The sequence below is a fragment of the Ensifer sp. Root954 genome (assembly GCF_001429005.1).
Lineage (GTDB): Bacteria > Pseudomonadota > Alphaproteobacteria > Rhizobiales > Rhizobiaceae > Ensifer > Ensifer adhaerens.
The window spans coordinates 541259-560144 of record NZ_LMJM01000001.1 but is presented as its reverse complement, the minus strand read 5'-3'; the positions used below and the strand labels follow the sequence as shown (position 1 = coordinate 560144).

Sequence of the window (18886 nt, the reverse complement as noted above, 5' to 3'; positions counted from 1 at the left end):
GTTGCCGTGATTGTTCATCAGCGGCGGCATCAGGAAGTTCGGCAGGCGGATCGAGCCGGCGGGTCCCAAGAACAGGAAATGATCGTCCGTCACCTCGGTCTTGAACGGATGGTCGGCGTCGGCGCGCCAGTCCGGCAGCAAGCGGTCGATGCCGATGGGATCGACGACGGCACCCGAGAGAATATGCGCACCGACTTCGGCGCCCTTTTCGAGCACTACAACCGAAAGCTCCGGATTGACCTGCTTCAACCGGATCGCCGCGGCAAGACCGGCCGGCCCCGCACCCACGATCACAACGTCGAACTCCATGCTCTCGCGTTCAACCATCTGCATGCGCCTATCAATTGGCGGCCCTACTGAGGCGAGCCGCGCGGAACGCGACGGCCGTCCTCGCCGAGGACCGCTAGAAGTTCGCACGGCGACGAGCCGAAGACGGGGCATCGTCACCGTGCTGGAGGTTCGGTTCAATAGATCTGGTTCAGGAAGAACTCAGTCCTTCGGTGGCCAGGTCGGGATGCTCCCCCGGCCCGACGGAAACCGGACGTTCTTTGAGCGCGTGAACTCGCGCAGCGTTTCCGCCGCATTTTCCCGACCGAAGCCGCTTCCCTTCTGGCCGCCGAAGGGCGAGCCGAGGAAGGCGCGGCGCATGTAGTTGTTGACGAAGATCATGCCCGCTTCGAGCTTGGCTGCGATCTTGCCGGCATGGGCCTCGTCGGTCGTGCAGATCGCCGCCGTCAGACCATATTCGCTGTCATTGGCGATACGGATCGCCTCTTCCTCGGTCGAAAACCGCATGATGCTGGCGATCGGACCGAACATCTCTTCGCGCGCCGGGGTCATGTCGGGCGTGACATCTGCAAGAACCGTCGGCGCGACCCAGTAGCCGTCCTTCAATCTCTCGTCGGTCGGCAGCTTGCCCTGGATGACCAGACGGGCTCCCTCCTTCAGCGCGATATCGAGATAGGACAGAACCTTGTCGCGGTGCTTGGCATCGACCATGGCGCCGATGTCGGTCGCCGGATCAAGTCCGTCGCCGACGACCAGCTTCTCGGTCGCCCGCGCGAACCGCTCCAGGAACCGGTCATGGAGGCTATCGTGCACGAGGATGCGCGATGTCGATGTGCAGGCCTCTCCCTGATTGTAGAACATGCCTTCGAGCGCAACGTTGATCGCGACGTCGAGATCGGCATCGGGAAGCACGATCAGCGCGTTCTTTCCGCCAAGCTCCATCGTGGCATAGGCGAGGTTCTGCGCGGCCGACTGCAGCACGCGCCGGCCCGTCATCGTCGATCCCGTGAAGGTGATGCGCTCGACCAGCGGATGGGCGGCAAGTGCCGGGCCGGAGACCATGCCGGCGACCGCGTTGAGAACGCCCGGCGGCAGGATCTCATTGGCGAGTTCGACGAGGCGCAACACCGTCAACGGCGCCTGCTCGCCGGGCTTGATGACGACGGTGTTGCCGGCGGCGAGCGCCGGCGCGCACTTCTTGGAAAAGTGGATCGGCGGCCAGTTGAAAGGCAGAATCGCGGCCACTACGCCATAGGGCTCGTAGTTGATGCGCGCCTCGATCGGTCCCTGATCGAGGATCTCGCCGTGGATCGTGTCGGCGAGACCGCCGAAGTAGTCGAAGCAGGCATGGCAGAACGACACGTCGAAGCGGAGCGCATCGCGACGTGGCTTGCCCACTTCGCGCGCCTCGATCTCGGCAAGTTCGTCCACATGCTTGCGAATATGGGCGGCGACTTCGCGCAGGATCTGGCCGCGCTCGCGCGGGGAACGGTCGCGCCAGGCCTGGAAGGCGCCGCGGGCGCTTCTGACTGCCTGGTCGACGTCGGCCTCCGATGCATTGGTCACATGCGCGATCGTCGCCCCGGTTGCCGGCTCCTCGACGCTGAACGTGGTGGCGCTGCCGTCGTCCAGAAATTCCCCACCCACGAACAGGCCGGACATCCGGAGCGGCGCCCGCGCCTGATCCTCGACATTCTTAAGCATTGCTACTCCTCCCATGTTGCAATCAACCGCACATGCCGGACCGCATCCCGGTCAGGCTTTTCTCTGTCCGTCGGACAATCCCGTTGTCCGGCTGGTTTCGTGTGATCCGCTAGCTCCTGCTCCTTGGCATCAGGCCCGGGGCCTGCGCGCCGAGACCGCGCCGCGTCGTCGCGGGTACGGCGAGGTCGCTCAACCGTTTCACCCGATAGGCCGTCGGCGTCATTCCGACCGACTTTCGAAACGCTCGCAGGAAATACTTCTCGTCGTTGTAACCGACGGCATAGGCGATCTGGCCGATCGGCTCGTCGGTCAGCACCAGGCGTTCGCGCGCGTCATCGATGCGCATCTCGCGGATGAGCGCGTTGAAGCTGGTGCCCGTATGCTGCCGCAACAGCGCGCAGAGGCGGCTGCGGGAGAGCCTGGCGTAGGCGGCCGCCTGATCGAGGGTCGGCGAGCGCAGGTAATTCTCCGCGATGAAATCTGAGATCCGGCGCATATGTCCGCTGTCCCGGCCGATCGCCGGCAGAACCGGTGACAACTCGTCGAAACGATCCTCATAGGCCCGGCAGATCCTGCCAAGCATCAGCGTCAGCTCGGCGCGAATGATCTCCCCGGTGCAGATCCGATCCTCGGCATGCTCAAGGATCATCACCCGGCAGGCCTCCTCGACGCGCGCCGCCTGGGCTTCGTCCAGGTTAAAGTCGATGTGCCCCTGCCAGGCAAAGGGCGTGAGTTCGGGGGCAATGCGCACCAGTTCCTGTATCGGATAAGAGCGCGTGATGCCCGGCCGGAGGAAATCGAGATCGAAGTAGATCACGACGGACCGCGACGCGCTGCTGAAGCGCATCTGATGCGGGGTCATCGGCGCGATGAAATAAACCGAGCCCGGCTGCGGCTTGTAGGATCTGAGGCCGACGCGCGCCGTCGGCGCTTCGGTCATGAAATAGACGATCTGGAAGTAGTCGTGCTTGTGCGCCGGATAGAGCCTTTGTGTCTTTTCGACCAGACGAATATGGAAGCGAGGCGCATCGGCCCGTTCGAGCGCGTAGGAACGAAAGGGCGCCGACAGGGTGTCGTCCACGTCCTGATCCGGATCGCCGCCCGGCTGCCCATCTGTCCTTGCCATCTCGTCCTCCCCGTTTGCCTCAGTGCCGATGCCACCTGCTCAAGTCGCGCTTGCGAGCGTCCCTTTCAACTCGGGAACCGCCTCGAAGAGATCGGCGACGAGACCATAATCGGCAACCTGGAAGATCGGTGCCTCCGCGTCTTTGTTGATCGCGACGATCACCTTCGAATCCTTCATGCCCGCCAGATGCTGAATCGCGCCGGAAATGCCGCAGGCGATGTAGAGGTCGGGAGCGACGATCTTGCCGGTCTGGCCGACCTGAAGGTCGTTCGAGACATAGCCGGCGTCAACGGCCGCGCGGCTCGCACCCAATGCCGCCCCCAGCGTGTCGGCGAGCGGCGCAAGCACCGTCTCGAAATTGTCTGCCGAGCCCATACCGCGCCCGCCGGACACAACGATGCGCGCCGAGGTCAGTTCGGGCCGCTCCGAAACCGCGAAAGCATTGGCGACGAATGTCGAACGGCAGGAGCCCGGCGCAACGTCGACTACCTCGATTGGCTTCGCCTTTCCCTGACCCACGGGCCGGAATGCCGACGCCCGGATCGTCAGAACGCGCTTCGGGTCTTTCGAGCGCACCGTCTGAACGATGTTGCCGGCGTAGATCGGACGGCGAAACAGGTCAGGACCATCGATCGCGATCACGTCCGAGATCTGCATGATGTCGAGCAGTGCCGCGACGCGCGGCATCACGTTCTTGCCGGTCGAGGTGGATGCCGCGACGATGGCATCGTAGTTTTCCGACAAGGCGACGATCAAGTCGGCGAGCGGCTCGGCAAGTTGGTTAGCAAGGCTTTCCCCATCCGCGACCAGGACCCTGTAGATGCCGTCGAGACGGGCGGCAGCAAGGGCTGCGTCGTGACACCCCTTGCCCGCGACGAGCACGTGAACGTCGTTGCCGAGGCAAAGCGCGGCGCTGACCGCCCTTGCCGTTGCCTCGTCCAGTTGCGCATTGCCGTGTTCGGCCAAGACAAGCACGCTCATGCCAGCACTCCCGCTTCCGTTTTCAACCGTTCGACAAGCTCCGCCACCGATTTCACCTTGATGCCGGCGGCCCTTGTCGGCGGCTCTTCGAGGCGGACGACTTCCAGGCGCTCCTCGATGACCAGGCCGTAGTCCGAAGGTTGCCTTTCCTCCAGCGGCTTCTTCTTGGCCTTCATGATGTTCGGCAGCGACGCGTAGCGCGGCTCGTTCAGGCGCAGATCCGCCGTGACGATTGCCGGCAGGGCGAGCGCGAGCGTCTGCGATCCGCCGTCGACCTCGCGAATGACAGTGGCGCGATCGCCATTGACGGTGAGCTGCGAGGCAAAGGTCGCCTGCGGCCAACCGAGTTTTGCGGCCAGCATCTGTCCGGTCTGATTGCAATCATCGTCGACGGCCTGCTTCCCAAGAAGGATCAGGGCCGGCTGTTCTTCGCCGGCGACGGCGCTCAGCGCTTTGGCGACCGCCAGCGGTTCGGTCGTCGCCTCCGTCCGGACGAGGAGGCCGCGATCGGCCCCCATCGCCAGTGCAGTGCGTAATGTCTCCGTCGCCTTTTCGGGACCGACGGAAACGACGACCACCTCGGAGGCGATGCCCGCCTCCCTGAGACGGACCGCCTCTTCGACAGCGATCTCGTCGAACGGGTTCATCGTCATCTTGGCGGCGGCAAGGTCGAGACCGCTGCCATCCGCCCGTAGCCGCACCTTCACGTTCGGATCGACAACGCGCTTCACCGCGACCAATATCTTCATCCTTCGTCCTCCCTTGCCCGCCAACTCCTCCGACAGGTCCTAGTTTTCGGGGCCTGCGTATTTGCCGGCGGTTGCCGGGAACATGGTCTTGATGATCTTCATCCGGCTGACATCGACGGTCGCGTCCATGTGCAGGAAGATCGCGGCGTCGCGGAACAGCTTCTCGATGCCGAACTCCAGCATTGCGCCGTTGCCGCCATGCAGTTCCAGCGCGTGGGTCGCGACCTTCATGATCTCCTCCGAGGCGTAGACCTTGGCCATGTTGCAGAGAACATCCATGTCCGGATGGCCCTCGTCGACGGCCCTCGACGCCCGCTCGATCAGCGCGCGCACCGCCTCGATCCGGGTCGCCATGTCGGCGAGCCTGAGCGCCACCGCCTGGTGCTTGATGAGAATACGCCCGCCCTGCACGTAGTTCTGGACGTAGTCGGCCGTGCGCTCGAAGCAGGCGACGCCGACGCCGAGGTTCTTGGCCGCCTGGATGATCTTGCCGGCGCGGAAATACTGCCCGGCGCTGCCAAGGGCTGTGTTCTGGACGAGAAGGTGATCCGCCGGCACCCGGCAGTCTTCGAACACCAGCTCGCCGTTGTTCATGAAACGGCAGCCCATGGTCTCGTTGCATTTCGTCACCGTCAGGCCCGGCGTGTCGCGCGGCACGAGGAAACTCGAGGTTCCCTGCAGCATGCCGACGGAGGAGTCCGTATTGGCATAGACGACGTAGAGGCTCGCATCGAAGCCGTTCGAGATGAACTGTTTGCGGCCGTTGATCACCCAGTGCCCGTCCTTGAGCACGGCCTTCGTGTGCATCGCCGCCTCGGGCACGTTGTAGGGTAGCCAGCGGTCCGAAGCGCCGCGCGGCTCGGTAAGGCAATGGGCCAGCAGGAACTGCGGGTCCGCCAGAAGGCGCGGAAACCACTTGTCCTGCAGGTGCTTTGGCGCGAATTCGCGCAGGAGGATCGAGACCTTCCAGTTCTGCACCAGCTTGTCGGCAAGGCCGGAGTCGCCACGAGCGATTTCTTCGGAGATCAGCGCGAAGGTTCTAACCTCCGTCTCGCGCTCCAGGTCGACGCCGCCATAGGCTTCCGGCACGCCGAGCGTGCGGACGCCGATCGTTTCGGCGCCCTCCAGGATCGAGCGCGGCAGCCGCTCACCCGGGCTCATGTCCCATTCGCGCTGCCAGTTCGATCGAATGAAAGGCGTCACCGCGTCGTCGACGAAGGCGCGGCAGCTGTCGCGCATCATTCGCTGTTCCTGGGACAGTGAGCCGTCATCGGCGTGGATCATTTCTCGCTCCCTTGGTTCTGATCTGGCGGGTTCCTCATCCTGCCGACAGATTGGTAGCTCGCCGTTCCGGTGGAGATGAGGTCCAACTGTGCTCTTTTGGTGGACTATCGTCCAATTCGGCGTGGACTTTCTGCGCGCCATCGGAAGCAAGTGATCACCGGCCTTCGCCTCGCCGGCTCCACCTGCGATCGCAGTCTGGATCGGCAATCGCCGAAATCCTTGTCCTATTTTTAAGACGCTGTGGCTCGATTTCGGCGCCTACCGCCGGTTTCTAGCGTCCGTATCTTTTTTAGGCCCGCTATCTCAGGCGTGGCGAAGACGGCTCGGCCACCATCCGACGCCGCACCTGCCGGAGAAAGCAACGCGAACCACCCGCGCCCTCCGCCAGTTTGGTTTCACCGATCCTGTTGAGGAGAGTGCCTTGATCCGCCGGTTTTCGACCTTCTGCCTCGCCGCGGCGCAGCTTGCCGTTTTCACGCAATCGTCCTTGGCAAACGATAGTGCCGACCTCGTGCTCAGAAACGGGACGATCGTCACCATGGACGAGGCTCGACCGGCGGCGGAAGCGCTTGCCATTTCCGATGGCCGCATCGTGGCGGTCGGCAGCGACGAGGACATCGAGAAGCTGGTGCGACCTGATACGGAGGTCCTGGACCTTGGCGGCCGCACGGTCATTCCCGGCCTTGTCGATACGCATATCCACGCGATCCGCGGCGGCCAGACTTATCCGTTCGAGACCTACTGGCATGACGAAACGAGCCTTGCGAGCGCGCTTGAAGCCTTGAAGACTGCGGCGCGGGATCGTGCCAGGGACCAGTGGGTCGCGGTCGTCGGCTCCTGGCATCCGGACCAGTTCGCCGAGCGCCGAGCGCCTGACGTCGCCGACCTCGACAAGACCCTCCCGCAGACGCCGGCCTATGTGCAGTATCTCTACGACTACGCGCTCGTGAACACCAAGGGGATCGAGCTGCTTGCTCTCGACAGTGCTGCGCCGAAGCTGCCGCCCGGCATCACGATCGAGCGCAACGAAGAAAGCCGCGCAACGGGCAGGCTCTTCGGCAACATCGGCTCGTTCAACGTGCTCTTCGGACAACTCAGTGCAATCGGCAAGAACGAGCGCAAGGCGAACCTGAAGGTCTTCTTTTCGCATCTGAACGCGGTCGGCGTCACCGGCTTCATCGACCCTTCCGCAGGGCCGGCCGTCGGCTATGAACCGTTCTTCGCGCTCAGGGACGAAGGCGGCCTGACACTGAGGGCCGGCTACCGCATTCCGGCGGCCCATCCCGGCAAAGAAGTCGAATGGTTCCGCGAAATCATGTCGTTCCGTCCCGCCGTCCACGACGACGGCACGCTGAGCTTCCTGGGTCTTGGCGAATCCCTGGTCTTTGCGATGAACGACGGCGTGCAGATGGGGCCGGGTTTCGCTCCGCCAAAGGAAGCGCGCGACGAACTCTTGAAAGTCGCGCAGTTCGCTGCGGAACGGCGTATCCCCGTCGAGATCCACGCCTATACCGATGACGCCGCGAGCGCCATCCTCGACGTTTTCGAAGAGGTGCACAAGACGCACCCGCTCAACGACCTCCGGTGGTCGATCGCCCACCTCAACACCGGATCGGAACGGACCCTCGACCGGATGCAAAAGATGGGTCTCGCCTACACCGTCCAGATGGGTCCCTATTTCGAGGGGGCGGCCATCGCAGACGCCAATGGCACGGCTGTCGCAGCCGTTTCACCACCGACGCGCCTTGCCATCGACAAGGGGTTGCTTGTCGCCGGCGGCACCGACTCCACACGCATCGGCGTCGCCGGCGTCTGGCAGGCGATAGAGTACCACCTGACGGGGCGTTCGCTTGGAGGCACGGTGCAGAAGGCGAGCGACCAGTTGCTCACGCGCGAAGAGGCGCTGCGGCTTTACACGCGAAACGCAGCATGGATCGCCTTTGCCGAGGAGGATCGCGGCACGCTTTCCGCCGGCAAGCGCGCCGATCTCGCAGTGCTCGACAAGCCCTACATGACGATGCCGGTCGACGAGATCGATACCATCCGATCGGTATTGACCCTGCTTGGCGGCAAGGTCGTGTACGATGCCGGCGCGCTCCGGTCTGCCGAGCAATAGCCGGGGTCAGAAGCGCACCCCAACCGTCACGGCGTGGCGAGATCGTGCCTCCGCATCCATCTTGTTCCGGCCGACACAGCCCGGCCGCAATACACCGATCATCGCCGGGACCAACCCGTCCCGACGAAAGACGTTGCGACCACTCTGGTCGACGCGAGATTTGGCTTAGAGAGACGCAGCCAAGCTCGGCAGGGCCGGGTAAGCGCCAAAGGCTACGCGATCACCAATCCCGCCGGCCCGGCCACAGTTTCCCCGATCACCGCCGCGCCGAAACCGTGCTTGTCGAACAGGTCGAGCACCGCCTGCGCGGACGACCGGTCACAGGCGACGAGCAAGCCGCCGCTCGTTTGTGGATCGCAAAGCAGCGCCTTGTCGATCGCGCCCATCTCGCGGGCAAAGGCCACGTCCTGCCCATAGCTTGCCCAGTTCCGCCCGGAGGCGCCGGTGACAAAACCGGCGGCAGCCAGATCGAAAGCACCTTCCAGAACGGGAACGGCGGACCAGTCGACCCGGACCTGGCAGTTCGACCCGCGCGCCATTTCGAGCGCGTGGCCGGCAAGGCCAAAACCCGTCACGTCCGTCATGGCATGCACGCCGGAAAGCCGCGCGAGATCGGGTCCGGCCGTGTTGAGGCGCGTGGTGCTTTCGATCATCCTGATATAGCCGGCTTCATCGAGCGCGCCCTTTTTCAACGCCGCGGAAAAGATGCCGACGCCGAGCGGCTTGCCGAGGATCAGCACGTCACCCGGCTCGGCTCCGCTGTTGCGCTTGAGATGGGCCGGATCGACGAGCCCGATCGCGACGAGACCGTAGATCGGCTCGACGGAATCGATCGTGTGGCCGCCGGCGATCGGAATGCCGGCCGCCCGACAGGCCGCCGCCCCGCCGTCGAGGATGGCGCCAATGGTTTCCGTAGAGAGCACGTTGACCGGCATGCCGACCAGCGCCAGTGCGAAGATCGGCGTTCCGCCCATGGCGTAGATGTCGCTGATGGCATTCGTCGCGGCGATCCGGCCGAAATCGTGGGGGTCGTCGACAACAGGCATGAAGAAGTCCGTGGTGGCGACCACCGCCTGGTGATCGTTTAGGCGATAGACCGCTGCATCGTCCGAGGTCTCAATGCCGACCAGAAGTTCCGGCGGGACCGGCAGTTGTACCCGTCCGCGCAAAATGTCCTGAAGCACGCCCGGGGCGATCTTGCAGCCGCAGCCGCCGCCATGGGCAAGCGAGGTCAGGCGCGGTTCGGCAGAAGCGGAAATACTGCTCACGGTTGGAACTCCCTTCATACGGTTGCGTCAAAGGCGGCCCTGTCGCAGCTCGCGATCATGACCGATGATCCCGGGCAAGACCATGACTTTTCGGGGCAAATGCCATTCAATTCCTTCTTGACACCAGGGCCTTGAGGTTCGACCATCCCGGTAAGACCGATACGCATGGAAGAGGATGACCTCCAATGAACATCGATCTTTCCCGCCGCAGTTTCCTGAAGCTCGCTGGCGCAGGAGCCGCGGCCACCACGATCGGCGCCATGGGCTTCGGAGCGGCCGAGGCCGCAACAGCCGCCCATGTGCGTGCCTTCAAACTCGCAAGCACCACCGAGACCCGCAACGTCTGCACTTACTGTTCGGTCGCCTGCGGCATCCTGATGTATTCGAAGGGTGATCTTTCCGCCGGCGAGAAGGCGGAGCTCATCCATATCGAGGGCGATGCCGATCATCCGACCAACCGCGGGACGCTCTGTCCCAAGGGCGCGGCGCTCAAGGACTTCGTGAAGTCTGAGACCCGCGCCACGAAGCCGCGTCACCGCGCTCCGGGCGCCGACACCTGGCAGGACATCTCCTGGGAAGATGCCTTCGACAAGATCGCCCGGGCGATCAAGGACGACCGCGACAAGAACTTCATCGAGAAGAACGCGGCCGGCGTGACCGTCAACCGCTGGACGACGATGGGCTTCCTTGCGGCGTCGGGCGGAACCAACGAGACGGGATGGCTGACCTACAAGACCGTCCGGTCTATGGGAGTTGTCGGCTTCGACAACCAGGCACGCGTCTGACACGGCCCCACGGTAGCCAGTTTGGCTCCAACATTTGGCCGCGGCGCAATGACGAACGCCTGGACCGACATCAAGAACACCGACCTCGTCATCGTCATGGGTGGCAACGCGGCCGAAGCTCATCCCTGCGGCTTCAAATGGGTGACGGAAGCCAAGCATCATCGCGGCGCCCGGCTGATCGTGGTCGATCCGCGCTTCAACCGCACGGCCTCGGTCGCCGATGTCTATGCGCCGATCCGCCCCGGCTCCGACATCGCCTTCCTGATGGGCGCGATCCGCTACTGCATCGAGAACGACAAGGTGCAGTGGGACTACGTCAAGAACTATACCAACGCCACCTACCTGGTGAACCCGGAGTTCGGCTGGGCCGATGGTCTCTTCACCGGCTATGACGAGGAGAAGCGCGACTACGATCGTACCGCCTGGGACTACCAGCTCAACGAGGACGGAACGGTCAAAACCGATCCGACTCTCACCGACCCGCGCTGTGTCTGGAACCTCCTGAAAGAGCATGTCGCAGTCTACACACCGGAATTCGTGGAAAATATCTGCGGCACGCCCAAGGATCGCTATCTGAAGATCTGCGAGATGATCGGCGCGACGTCGGCGCGCGACAAGGTGATGACCTCGCTCTATGCGCTCGGCTGGACGCAGCATTCGAAAGGCGCCCAGAACATCCGCGGCATGGCGATGCTGCAGCTCATCCTTGGCAATGTCGGCCTGCCGGGCGGTGGCGTCAACGCGCTGCGCGGTCACTCCAACATCCAGGGATTGACCGACATCGGCCTGCTTTCCAACTCCCTGCCGGGTTACATGAACCTCGCGACGGAAAAGGAGACGGACTACACCACCTACATGTCGACGCGTGGCAACAAGCCGCTCGTTCCCGGCCAGACAAGCTATTGGCAGAACACCCCCAAATTCATGGTCAGTTTCCTGAAGGCCATGTGGGGCAGCGCTGCCACGAAGGAAAACGACTGGGGCTTCGACTGGTTGCCGAAGCTCGATGTCCCCTACTACGACATCCTCAGGATGTTCGACATGATGAGCCGCGGCGAAGTGAACCTCTACTTCTGCCAGGGCTTCAACCCGCTTCTGTCCTTCCCCAATCGGGCGAAGCTGACCGAGGGTCTGTCGAAGCTGAAACTGCTCGTGACCATCGATCCGCTGCAGACCGAGACGGCGCATTTCTGGGAAAACCACGGTATCTACAACCAGGTGGACTCCGCCAAGATCATGACGGAGGTCTTGCAACTCCCGGCGACCTGCTTTGCCGAGGACGAGGGCGCCACTGTCAATTCGGGCCGCTGGCTGCAATGGCACTGGCCGGGGGCGACACCGCCTGGTGACGCCAAGCACGACACCTGGATCATGGCCAACATCTTCCTGCGGGTGCGTGAACTCTACCGCAAGGAAGGCGGGGTCTGTCCCGAGCCGATCCTGAACCTTGCCTGGGATTACAAGGACCCTTACGAGCCGGAACCGGCTGAGCTTGCCCAGGAGATGAACGGACGGGCGCTGCAGACGCTCTATGACCCGACCGATCCGACGAAGGTGCTGGTCGAGGCGGGCAAGCTCCTGCCGAACTTCGGCGTGATGCGTGACGACGGTTCCACCATGTCGGGCTGCTGGATCTATGCCGGCTCCTGGACGGAAGAAGGCAACATGATGGCCCGGCGCGACAACAGCGATCCGGGCGATGTCGGCACCTTCCTCAAATGGACCTTCGCCTGGCCGGCCAATCGCCGCATCCTCTACAATCGCGCGTCCTGCGATCTCCAGGGCAAACCCTGGGATCCGGCGCGTAAACTGATCGAATGGAACGGCGAGCGTTGGGCCGGCTTCGACGTGCCCGACATAGCGGTGACGGCAAAGCCCGAGGCGGTGATGCCGTTCATCATGACGCCGGAGGGCACCGCCCGCCTCTTTGCCCGCAAGCTGATGCGGGACGGGCCGTTCCCAACACATATGGAGCCGTTCGAAAGCCCGGTCGAAAATCCGTTCAACGCCAAACTTCGCGGCAATCCCGTCGCGCGCATCTTCCCCGGCGACCTGCAGCAGCTGGGCACGAGCACCGACTTCCCCTTCGTTGCCACATCTTACCGCCTCACCGAGCATTTCCACTTCTGGACCAAGCACAGCCGGGTCAACGCCGTGCTGCAGCCGGAATTCTTCGTGGAGATCAGCGAGGAGCTGGCGGCTGAACGCGGCATCACCAAGGGCGGGCGGGTGCGCGTGTGGAGCGCACGTGGCGAGGTCTGGGCGAAGGCAGTGGTGACGAAGCGAATTCGTCCGCTGATCTGCAACGGCAAGCCGGTCCATGTGGTCGGCATTCCCTTGCACTGGGGCTTCATGGGTGCGGCCCGCAAGGGCTTCGGCCCGAACAGCCTCACTCCCTTCGTCGGCGACGCCAATATCGACACGCCGGAGTTCAAGGCCTTCCTGGTAAACATCGAACCGGCGGCGGAAGAAGGAGCTTCGGCATGAGCGAACGCGCACCGGAACCGGTAACGGCCGCCGCCAACCCGCCGCTGCAACCGCTGGCGTCGAACCTGTTGCCGAGCGACGTCGTCAAGGCTTCGGCAACAAGCAACGTGCCGGCACCCGAACGACAGCTGACCCCGGTCGCCAAGCTGATCGACGTGTCGAAATGCATCGGCTGCAAGGCCTGCCAGTCCGCCTGCATCGAATGGAACGACACCCATCCGGACCTGGAGGAAAATGTCGGCGTCTACGAGAACCCGCATGACCTGACGGCTGATATGTTCACGCTGATGCGGTTCACTGAATACGAGAACCCGGTTACCAACGAGTTCGAGTGGTTGATCCGCAAGGACGGCTGCATGCACTGCGCCGATCCCGGCTGTCTCAAGGCTTGCCCGGCACCGGGCGCCATCGTGCAATATTCCAACGGCATCGTCGATTTCATCTCCGACAACTGCATCGGCTGCGGCTATTGCATCGCCGGCTGTCCCTTCAACATTCCGCGTATCTCGAAGACCGCGCATGTGTCGAAGAAATGCACGCTTTGCTCGGACCGCGTGGCGGTTGGACAAGGACCGGCCTGCGCCAAGGCCTGCCCGACCAAGGCGATTTCCTTCGGCACGAAGGAAGACATGGTCACGCTTGCCAACGAGCGCGTCGAGGACCTGAAGTCGCGCGGCTACGATCATGCCGGCCTCTATGACCCGCAAGGCGTCGGCGGAACGCATGTGATGTATGTGCTGCACCATGCCGATCAACCGTCGCTCTATTCCGGGCTGCCGGAGGATCCGCAGATTTCGCCGGTGGTGCGCGGCTGGAAGGGTCCGGCCAAAACCGTTGGCCTCGCCGTTGCCGGACTTGCCGCCGCCGGCGCCGTGCTGCACGGCATCTTCGCCCGGCCGAACGAGGTGACCGCCCATGAGGAAGGCGAGGCGGAGGAACTCGTCGAGGATCGCAACCGCCCGCAAGGCGGCAGGGAGGCGTGATGGCTGACAAACGTATCTATTCGGCCCCCGGCGACAGGATCGAGACGAAGCATCCGGTCACCGTCAATCGCTATCGTGGTTATACCCGTCTCAACCATTGGGTCACCGCCGCCTGCATGATCGTGCTTCTGATCTCCGGACTTTCCTTCTTCCACCCGTCGCTGTTTTTCCTGACCGGCCTCTTCGGCGGCGGCCAGATGACGCGGTGGCTGCATCCGATCGTCGGACTTATCCTCGTCGCAAGCTTCCTCCTCCTGTTTGCGCAGATGTGGAAGCTCAATCTGCCGCGGCACGAGGATGTGGAATGGAGCCGCAAGTTCGGCGATCTACTCCAGGGCAGCGAAGAGAACCTGCCCGAACTCGGAAAATACAATGCCGGCCAGAAGATGGTCTTCTGGGGCATGTCCGGTCTGATCGTCGTGCTCGTGACGACCGGCATCATGATCTGGGAGCAGTACTTCCCGGACCTCGTTTCCATCCCAGTTCGCCGCATCGCGGTGGCGGTGCATTCGCTGGCGGCGCTTTTCACGATCCTGATCTTCATCGTCCATGTCTATGCGGCAATCTGGACGCGCGGCACGATAAGGGCCATGACGCGCGGCACCGTCACCGGCGGCTGGGCCTTTCGGCATCATCGCAAATGGCTGCGCGAACTGGCTGGACGCCAGGGCTCCGACCCGTCAAAATGAAGGTCTCCTACAGCGCCGCGCGTCCTGTCAGGCGCGCAAAGGTCGCTGTAGCACCGTGAATGCTGCTTGATCGGGCCTTGCGGCCGGATTGCCGGAGATGCGATGGCAGAAGACATACAACCCGATCCCTCCCTCATCGGCGGCGTGCCGAATCCGCCGCTGGCTTTCCTGCCCGAGCCGGTCAAACTGTTCCAGACACGCGCGCGCCGCTTCGCGTTTCTCGCCGAAAGCAACGCGCTTGCGCCTTATCTCACCTTCCTCGCGGCGCTCTCCAAACTCCAGGCTCGCTTGGTCGTGACCCTTCCGCCCGTCGCGGCGCCCACATCGGCGCGCCTCGCCGAGGCCGCACGCGCCGCCATGCCGCCGTTCGACCGAATGGCGCTTGTCGATGACCTCGGCCTTTCCGCAACCCTCGACGCGCTTCTCGAAGGCGCTGCCGATCTCGCCATGCCCGACCCCGCCCGCCTGGCGCTCGATGCGGTACGCGCAGCAGAGGACGGCGACCGGCACTGGTTGCTCGCCAACATCCTATCGGATCGGGTTCCGGAAGACAGCGCCGCTCCCCATCTCTTCGTCGCGGCCGCGGTGCAGGTGCACATGGCGCGGCTCGCCGCGACGCTCGATGCGGAAGCGCTCGTCCCTGTCAGCCTCGGCGTCTGTCCCGCCTGCGGCGGCCGGCCGGCGACGTCGTCGGTCGTGGGTACGCAGGGCGTCGAGAACGTGCGCTATGCCGCCTGCGCCTGCTGCGCCACGCAATGGAACGAGGTGCGGGTGAAGTGCCTCTGTTGCGGTTCGACCAAGGGCATCAGCTATCGTTCGGTCGAGACCTCGGAGGCGACGGTAAAGGCTGAGACCTGTCGGGAATGCCATGCCTGGGTCAAGATCTTCTACCAGGTGAAAAACCCGAGCCTGGAGCCGATCGCCGACGACGTCGGCAGCCTTGGCCTCGATATCCTGATGAAGGAGACCGAGTTTCGTCGCGGTGGCTTCAACCCCTATCTCGCGGGGTATTGATGCAGGATTTTCGCGTGCTTCCCTCGGTCGACCAGATGCTGACCTCGCCAGAGGGATTGGCGCTGACGGAAGAACATGGCCGTCTCGCCGTCGTCACCGCCGTCCGCGCCGGGCTTGAGATCGCGCGGGAAAAAATCCGTGCGGGCGACGATGGGGCAACGCTTGCGGCCGACCTGCCGCGCCGCATCGCCGAGGAGCTGGCGGCTGCCGCCCGCTCCGCCCTTCGCCCGCTCATCAACCTCACGGGCACCGTGCTGCACACCAATCTCGGCCGCGCCATCCTGGCCGAAGAAGCCGTCAGCGCCGCAACCGCCGCGATGGCCAACCCGCTGGCGCTGGAGTTCGACCTTGACGGCGGCGGGCGTGGTCAGCGCGACGATCATCTGCGTGGCCTGCTCTGCGAACTGACCGGCGCCGAGGACGCCACAATCGTCAACAACAATGCCGCCGCCGTGCTGATTGCGCTCAATACCCTGGCCGACGGACGCGAGGCGATCGTCTCGCGCGGCGAACTGATCGAAATCGGCGGCGCCTTCCGCATGCCCGACATCATGGCCCGCGCCGGCGCCAGGCTGGTGGAGGTCGGCACCACCAACCGCACCCATCCGCGTGACTATGAGGGCGCGATCGGGCCTGAGACCGGCGTCATCCTCAAGGTCCATACCTCCAACTACCGGATCGAAGGGTTTACCGCCGAGGTGCCGGCGCCAAGACTGGCCGAGATTGCCCGCAAGGCCGGTGTGCCGCTCTTGAACGACCTCGGCTCGGGCTCACTCATCGATCTCTCCATCTTCGGATTGCGACGCGAGCCCACGGTGGCGGAAGCCGTCGCCGAAGGCGCGGATCTCGTCACGTTTTCGGGCGACAAGTTGCTCGGCGGCCCCCAGGCGGGCTTCGCAGTCGGTCGGCGCGATCTCATCGCCGCCATCAACCGCAATCCGCTCAAACGCGCCGTTCGTCTCGACAAGATCCGCATCGCCGCGCTCGAAGCGACACTGAAGCTCTATCGCGATCCCGATCGGCTGAAGGAGCGGCTGCCGACGCTGCGCTTTCTTTCCCGACCGGAGGCCGACATCGGCGCACAGGCGGCCCGTCTCGCTCCGGCAATCGATGCGCTGCTCAAGCCGCACAGCTATTCGGCAGCAGCTTGCGCGTGCCAGAGCCAGGTCGGCTCCGGCGCCTTGCCGGTCGATACGATCCCGAGCGCCGGCCTGCGGCTGACAGGCAGCGGCGGCGACGCGCCGGAACGGCTTTCCGCACGGCTTCGCGCCCTGCCCATCCCGGTCGTCGGCCATATCCGTGATGGCGCGCTGGTCCTCGATCTGCGTTGCCTGGAAAGCGACGAGATGCTCATCGCGGCCCTGGCAGCACTATGATCGTCGGGACGGCAGGGCATATCGACCACGGCAAGACGGCGTTGGTGAAGGCCCTGACCGGCACGGACGCCGACCGCCTTGCCGAGGAAAAAGCCCGCGGCATCACCATCGACCTCGGTTTTGCCTATGCCGACCTCGGCGGCGGGACGGTCACCGGCTTCGTTGACGTGCCGGGTCACGAGCGGCTGATCCATACGATGCTTGCCGGCGCTGGCGGTATCGATTTCGCGCTGCTGGTGGTCGCAGCCGACGACGGCGTCATGCCGCAGACGCGCGAGCATCTCGCGATCCTCGACCTGCTCGGCATCACCAGAGGTTTCGTTGCGCTCACCAAGGCCGATCTGGCCGGGCCTGAGCGGCGCGCGGAGGTAACCGCGGAGATCCAGACCGCCCTCGCCGGCATCGGTCTGGAAAACGCGCCCATCCTTGCCGTCTCCGCCCTTACCGGCGAAGGCATCGAGGTCCTACGCGCGGGGCTCGCCGCCGCCGAAGCGGAAACCGCCGCACGCAACGATGCCGGCCTGCTGCGCTTTGCCGTCGATCGCAGTTTCACGCTTGCGGGCGCCGGCACGGTCGTGACCGGCATGGTGCTCGGCGGCCGTGCGAAGCTCGACGATAGCGTCACGGTCAGCCCGTCCGGCCTGACCGCCCGTATACGCGGGATCCATGCGCAGAACCGGAAAGCAGCGGAGGGGCTTGCCGGCCAACGCTGCGCGCTGAATATCGCCGGCGAACGGGTGACGAAGGACGCGATCCGGCGCGGCGACGTGGTCCTCGCCCCGGCACTGCATGCACCGACGGACCGGATCGACGCGGAGGTCCGCGTGCTTGCCTCGGAGGCCAAGCCGATCGGCACCTGGTTTCCCGCACGCTTGCACACCCATGCGACAGAGGTCGGTGTGCGGATCGTGCCTCTTGCCGGCCCGCTCGATCCCGGGACACAAGGCCTCGTGCAACTGGTCCTCGACCGCCCCATCGCCGCGACCATCGGCGACCGCTTCATCCTGCGCGACACCTCGGCCATCCGGACCATCGGCGGTGGCCGTTTTCTCGATCTGCGCCCGCCGGCGCGAAAGCGTGGCACGCCGGAGCGCCTGGCCTTCCTTACCGCTTCTGGCAACGAGGACCCGGCAGCGACCCTTTCCGCCCTATCCGACCTAGCACCGATCGAGCTTGCGGCCTTCCTGCGCGACCGTGGCCTGGGCGAGGACACGCTTTCCGGGCTGCTGATTGCCGCCGGGGCGAGGGCCATCGGCGACCACGCGCTCTCGTCCGCAGCAGCGGACGGATTGCGGGCGAACCTGACTGACACACTCACAGCCTTCCACGCAGAAAACCCGGAGCTTGCCGGGATCGGTCGCGAACGGTTGCGGCTCCTGCTCAAACCGCGCCTGCCGACGACAAGCTTCCTCGCGTTCCTCCGAGACGAAGCCGCGGCAGGTCGAATCGTGCTTGACGGCGCCTTCCTGCGCCTGCCGGGCCACGAGGTTCGGCTGTCGCCGGCGGACGAGGACCTGTGGCAGCGGATCCATCCGCACCTCGTCGACGATAGCCGCTTCCGGCCACCGCGTGTGCGCGATTTCGCGGCCCTTCTCAATGCCGACGAGCGCGACATACGGCGCGTGCTGAAGCTCGCCCAGAGGCTCGGGCAGACCCACGAGATCGCGCACGACCATTTTTTCGCCCGCGCGGTCGTTGAGGAGATGGCGGCCATCGTGCTCGATGTGGCGGCACAGGCGGAAGACGGCTGGTTCACCGCGCCCAGCTTTCGCGACCGGGTCCACAACGGCCGCAAGGTCGCCATCGAGGTCCTCGATTTCTATGACCGGCTCGGCCTGACCTTGCGCAGGGGAGATCTGCGTCGCATAAATCCCCATCGCAGCGACCTGTTTGCGCGCTGAGGAAGGGAATCGTCTCCGGTGGGACGGCCGGACTTCAAATCCGGTTGGGGCAGCGAGCCTGTCCCGGGTGGGTTCGACCCCCACTCCCCTCCGCCAGCGCTCACGCATTGGAGCTCAGGCTGCGGGATGCGCGGA

The 18886-nt window shown here is 64.5% G+C and carries 14 protein-coding genes and 1 tRNA gene; 8 read left to right on the top strand and 7 right to left on the bottom strand.

Features of this window, described 5'->3' with window-relative positions:
* The 6 genes from ASE71_RS36670 to ASE71_RS02425 all read right to left on the bottom strand — a co-directional run.
* Positions 1-333, bottom strand: a 333-nt coding sequence (locus ASE71_RS36670) for an NAD(P)/FAD-dependent oxidoreductase (RefSeq protein ID WP_244497346.1), incomplete at its 3' end; no start/stop codon positions are given.
* A 156-nt stretch (positions 334-489) separates the two neighbouring features.
* Positions 490-1992: an aldehyde dehydrogenase family protein gene (locus ASE71_RS02445; RefSeq protein ID WP_082566284.1), complete on the bottom strand. Its 1503-nt coding sequence runs from the start codon at positions 1990-1992 to the stop codon at positions 490-492.
* A gap of 109 nt (positions 1993-2101) precedes the next feature.
* Positions 2102-3118: an AraC family transcriptional regulator gene (locus tag ASE71_RS02440; RefSeq protein ID WP_060517654.1), complete on the bottom strand. Its 1017-nt coding sequence runs from the start codon at positions 3116-3118 to the stop codon at positions 2102-2104.
* Between the two features lie 39 nt (positions 3119-3157).
* Positions 3158-4099 (bottom strand): electron transfer flavoprotein subunit alpha/FixB family protein, encoded by a 942-nt coding sequence (locus ASE71_RS02435; RefSeq protein WP_060517656.1) that lies wholly within the window; start codon positions 4097-4099, stop codon positions 3158-3160.
* Positions 4096-4848, bottom strand: coding sequence for an electron transfer flavoprotein subunit beta/FixA family protein (locus ASE71_RS02430; RefSeq protein ID WP_060517659.1), 753 nt, complete (start codon positions 4846-4848; stop codon positions 4096-4098). Before ASE71_RS02430 ends, ASE71_RS02435 begins: the two co-directional genes overlap by 4 nt.
* A gap of 39 nt (positions 4849-4887) precedes the next feature.
* Positions 4888-6132, bottom strand: coding sequence for an acyl-CoA dehydrogenase family protein (locus ASE71_RS02425; RefSeq protein WP_043623505.1), 1245 nt, complete (start codon positions 6130-6132; stop codon positions 4888-4890).
* A gap of 421 nt (positions 6133-6553) precedes the next feature.
* Between ASE71_RS02425 and ASE71_RS02420 the strand changes: the two genes are divergently transcribed.
* Complete coding sequence (locus tag ASE71_RS02420; RefSeq protein ID WP_200949887.1) at positions 6554-8248, top strand: amidohydrolase; 1695 nt, start codon at positions 6554-6556, stop codon at positions 8246-8248.
* Between the two features lie 212 nt (positions 8249-8460).
* Here the strand turns inward: ASE71_RS02420 and selD are convergent, their stop codons facing one another.
* Positions 8461-9507 carry a selenide, water dikinase SelD gene (gene selD / locus ASE71_RS02415; RefSeq protein WP_244496840.1) on the bottom strand — a complete coding sequence of 349 codons (1047 nt, stop codon included), beginning with the start codon at positions 9505-9507 and terminating at the stop codon, positions 8461-8463.
* A 194-nt stretch (positions 9508-9701) separates the two neighbouring features.
* Between selD and fdnG the strand changes: the two genes are divergently transcribed.
* The 7 genes from fdnG (at position 9702) to ASE71_RS35555 (ending at position 18847) form a co-directional block, all read left to right on the top strand.
* A complete protein-coding gene (gene fdnG / locus ASE71_RS02405) occupies positions 9702-12788 on the top strand; it encodes a formate dehydrogenase-N subunit alpha (protein WP_082620423.1) in 3087 nt (1028 codons plus the stop codon).
* On the top strand, positions 12785-13771 hold the full coding sequence (gene fdxH / locus ASE71_RS02400) for a formate dehydrogenase subunit beta (protein WP_060517666.1): 987 nt from the start codon (positions 12785-12787) through the stop codon (positions 13769-13771). The genes fdnG and fdxH overlap by 4 nt, the downstream gene beginning before the upstream one ends.
* Entirely contained in the window at positions 13771-14460 is a 690-nt protein-coding gene (locus ASE71_RS02395; RefSeq protein WP_060517668.1) for a formate dehydrogenase subunit gamma, read from the top strand. The genes fdxH and ASE71_RS02395 overlap by 1 nt, the downstream gene beginning before the upstream one ends.
* Before the next feature lie 102 nt (positions 14461-14562).
* Entirely contained in the window at positions 14563-15474 is a 912-nt protein-coding gene (gene fdhE / locus ASE71_RS02390; RefSeq protein ID WP_060517670.1) for a formate dehydrogenase accessory protein FdhE, read from the top strand.
* Positions 15474-16850, top strand: a complete 1377-nt coding sequence (gene selA / locus ASE71_RS02385) for an L-seryl-tRNA(Sec) selenium transferase (RefSeq protein ID WP_060517672.1) — start codon at positions 15474-15476, stop codon at positions 16848-16850. The genes fdhE and selA overlap by 1 nt, the downstream gene beginning before the upstream one ends.
* Positions 16847-18751 (top strand): selenocysteine-specific translation elongation factor, encoded by a 1905-nt coding sequence (gene selB / locus ASE71_RS02380; RefSeq protein WP_060517674.1) that lies wholly within the window; start codon positions 16847-16849, stop codon positions 18749-18751. Before selA ends, selB begins: the two co-directional genes overlap by 4 nt.
* Positions 18752-18847: transfer RNA gene (locus ASE71_RS35555), tRNA-Sec, on the top strand.
* The last annotated feature ends 39 nt before the right edge of the window (positions 18848-18886 follow it).

Excerpts from the sequence above, each read along its gene's own strand:
- ASE71_RS02445 (WP_082566284.1), bottom strand. The coding sequence starts at position 1,992 with ATGCTTAAGAATGTCGAGGATCAGGCGCGGGCGCCGCTCCGGATGTCC.
- ASE71_RS02440 (WP_060517654.1), bottom strand. The coding sequence starts at position 3,118 with ATGGCAAGGACAGATGGGCAGCCGGGCGGCGATCCGGATCAGGACGTG.
- ASE71_RS02435 (WP_060517656.1), bottom strand. The coding sequence starts at position 4,099 with ATGAGCGTGCTTGTCTTGGCCGAACACGGCAATGCGCAACTGGACGAG.
- ASE71_RS02430 (WP_060517659.1), bottom strand. The coding sequence starts at position 4,848 with ATGAAGATATTGGTCGCGGTGAAGCGCGTTGTCGATCCGAACGTGAAG.
- ASE71_RS02425 (WP_043623505.1), bottom strand. The coding sequence starts at position 6,132 with ATGATCCACGCCGATGACGGCTCACTGTCCCAGGAACAGCGAATGATG.
- fdxH (WP_060517666.1), top strand. The coding sequence starts at position 12,785 with ATGAGCGAACGCGCACCGGAACCGGTAACGGCCGCCGCCAACCCGCCG.
- ASE71_RS02395 (WP_060517668.1), top strand. The coding sequence starts at position 13,771 with ATGGCTGACAAACGTATCTATTCGGCCCCCGGCGACAGGATCGAGACG.
- fdhE (WP_060517670.1), top strand. The coding sequence starts at position 14,563 with ATGGCAGAAGACATACAACCCGATCCCTCCCTCATCGGCGGCGTGCCG.
- selA (WP_060517672.1), top strand. The coding sequence starts at position 15,474 with ATGCAGGATTTTCGCGTGCTTCCCTCGGTCGACCAGATGCTGACCTCG.
- selB (WP_060517674.1), top strand. The coding sequence starts at position 16,847 with ATGATCGTCGGGACGGCAGGGCATATCGACCACGGCAAGACGGCGTTG.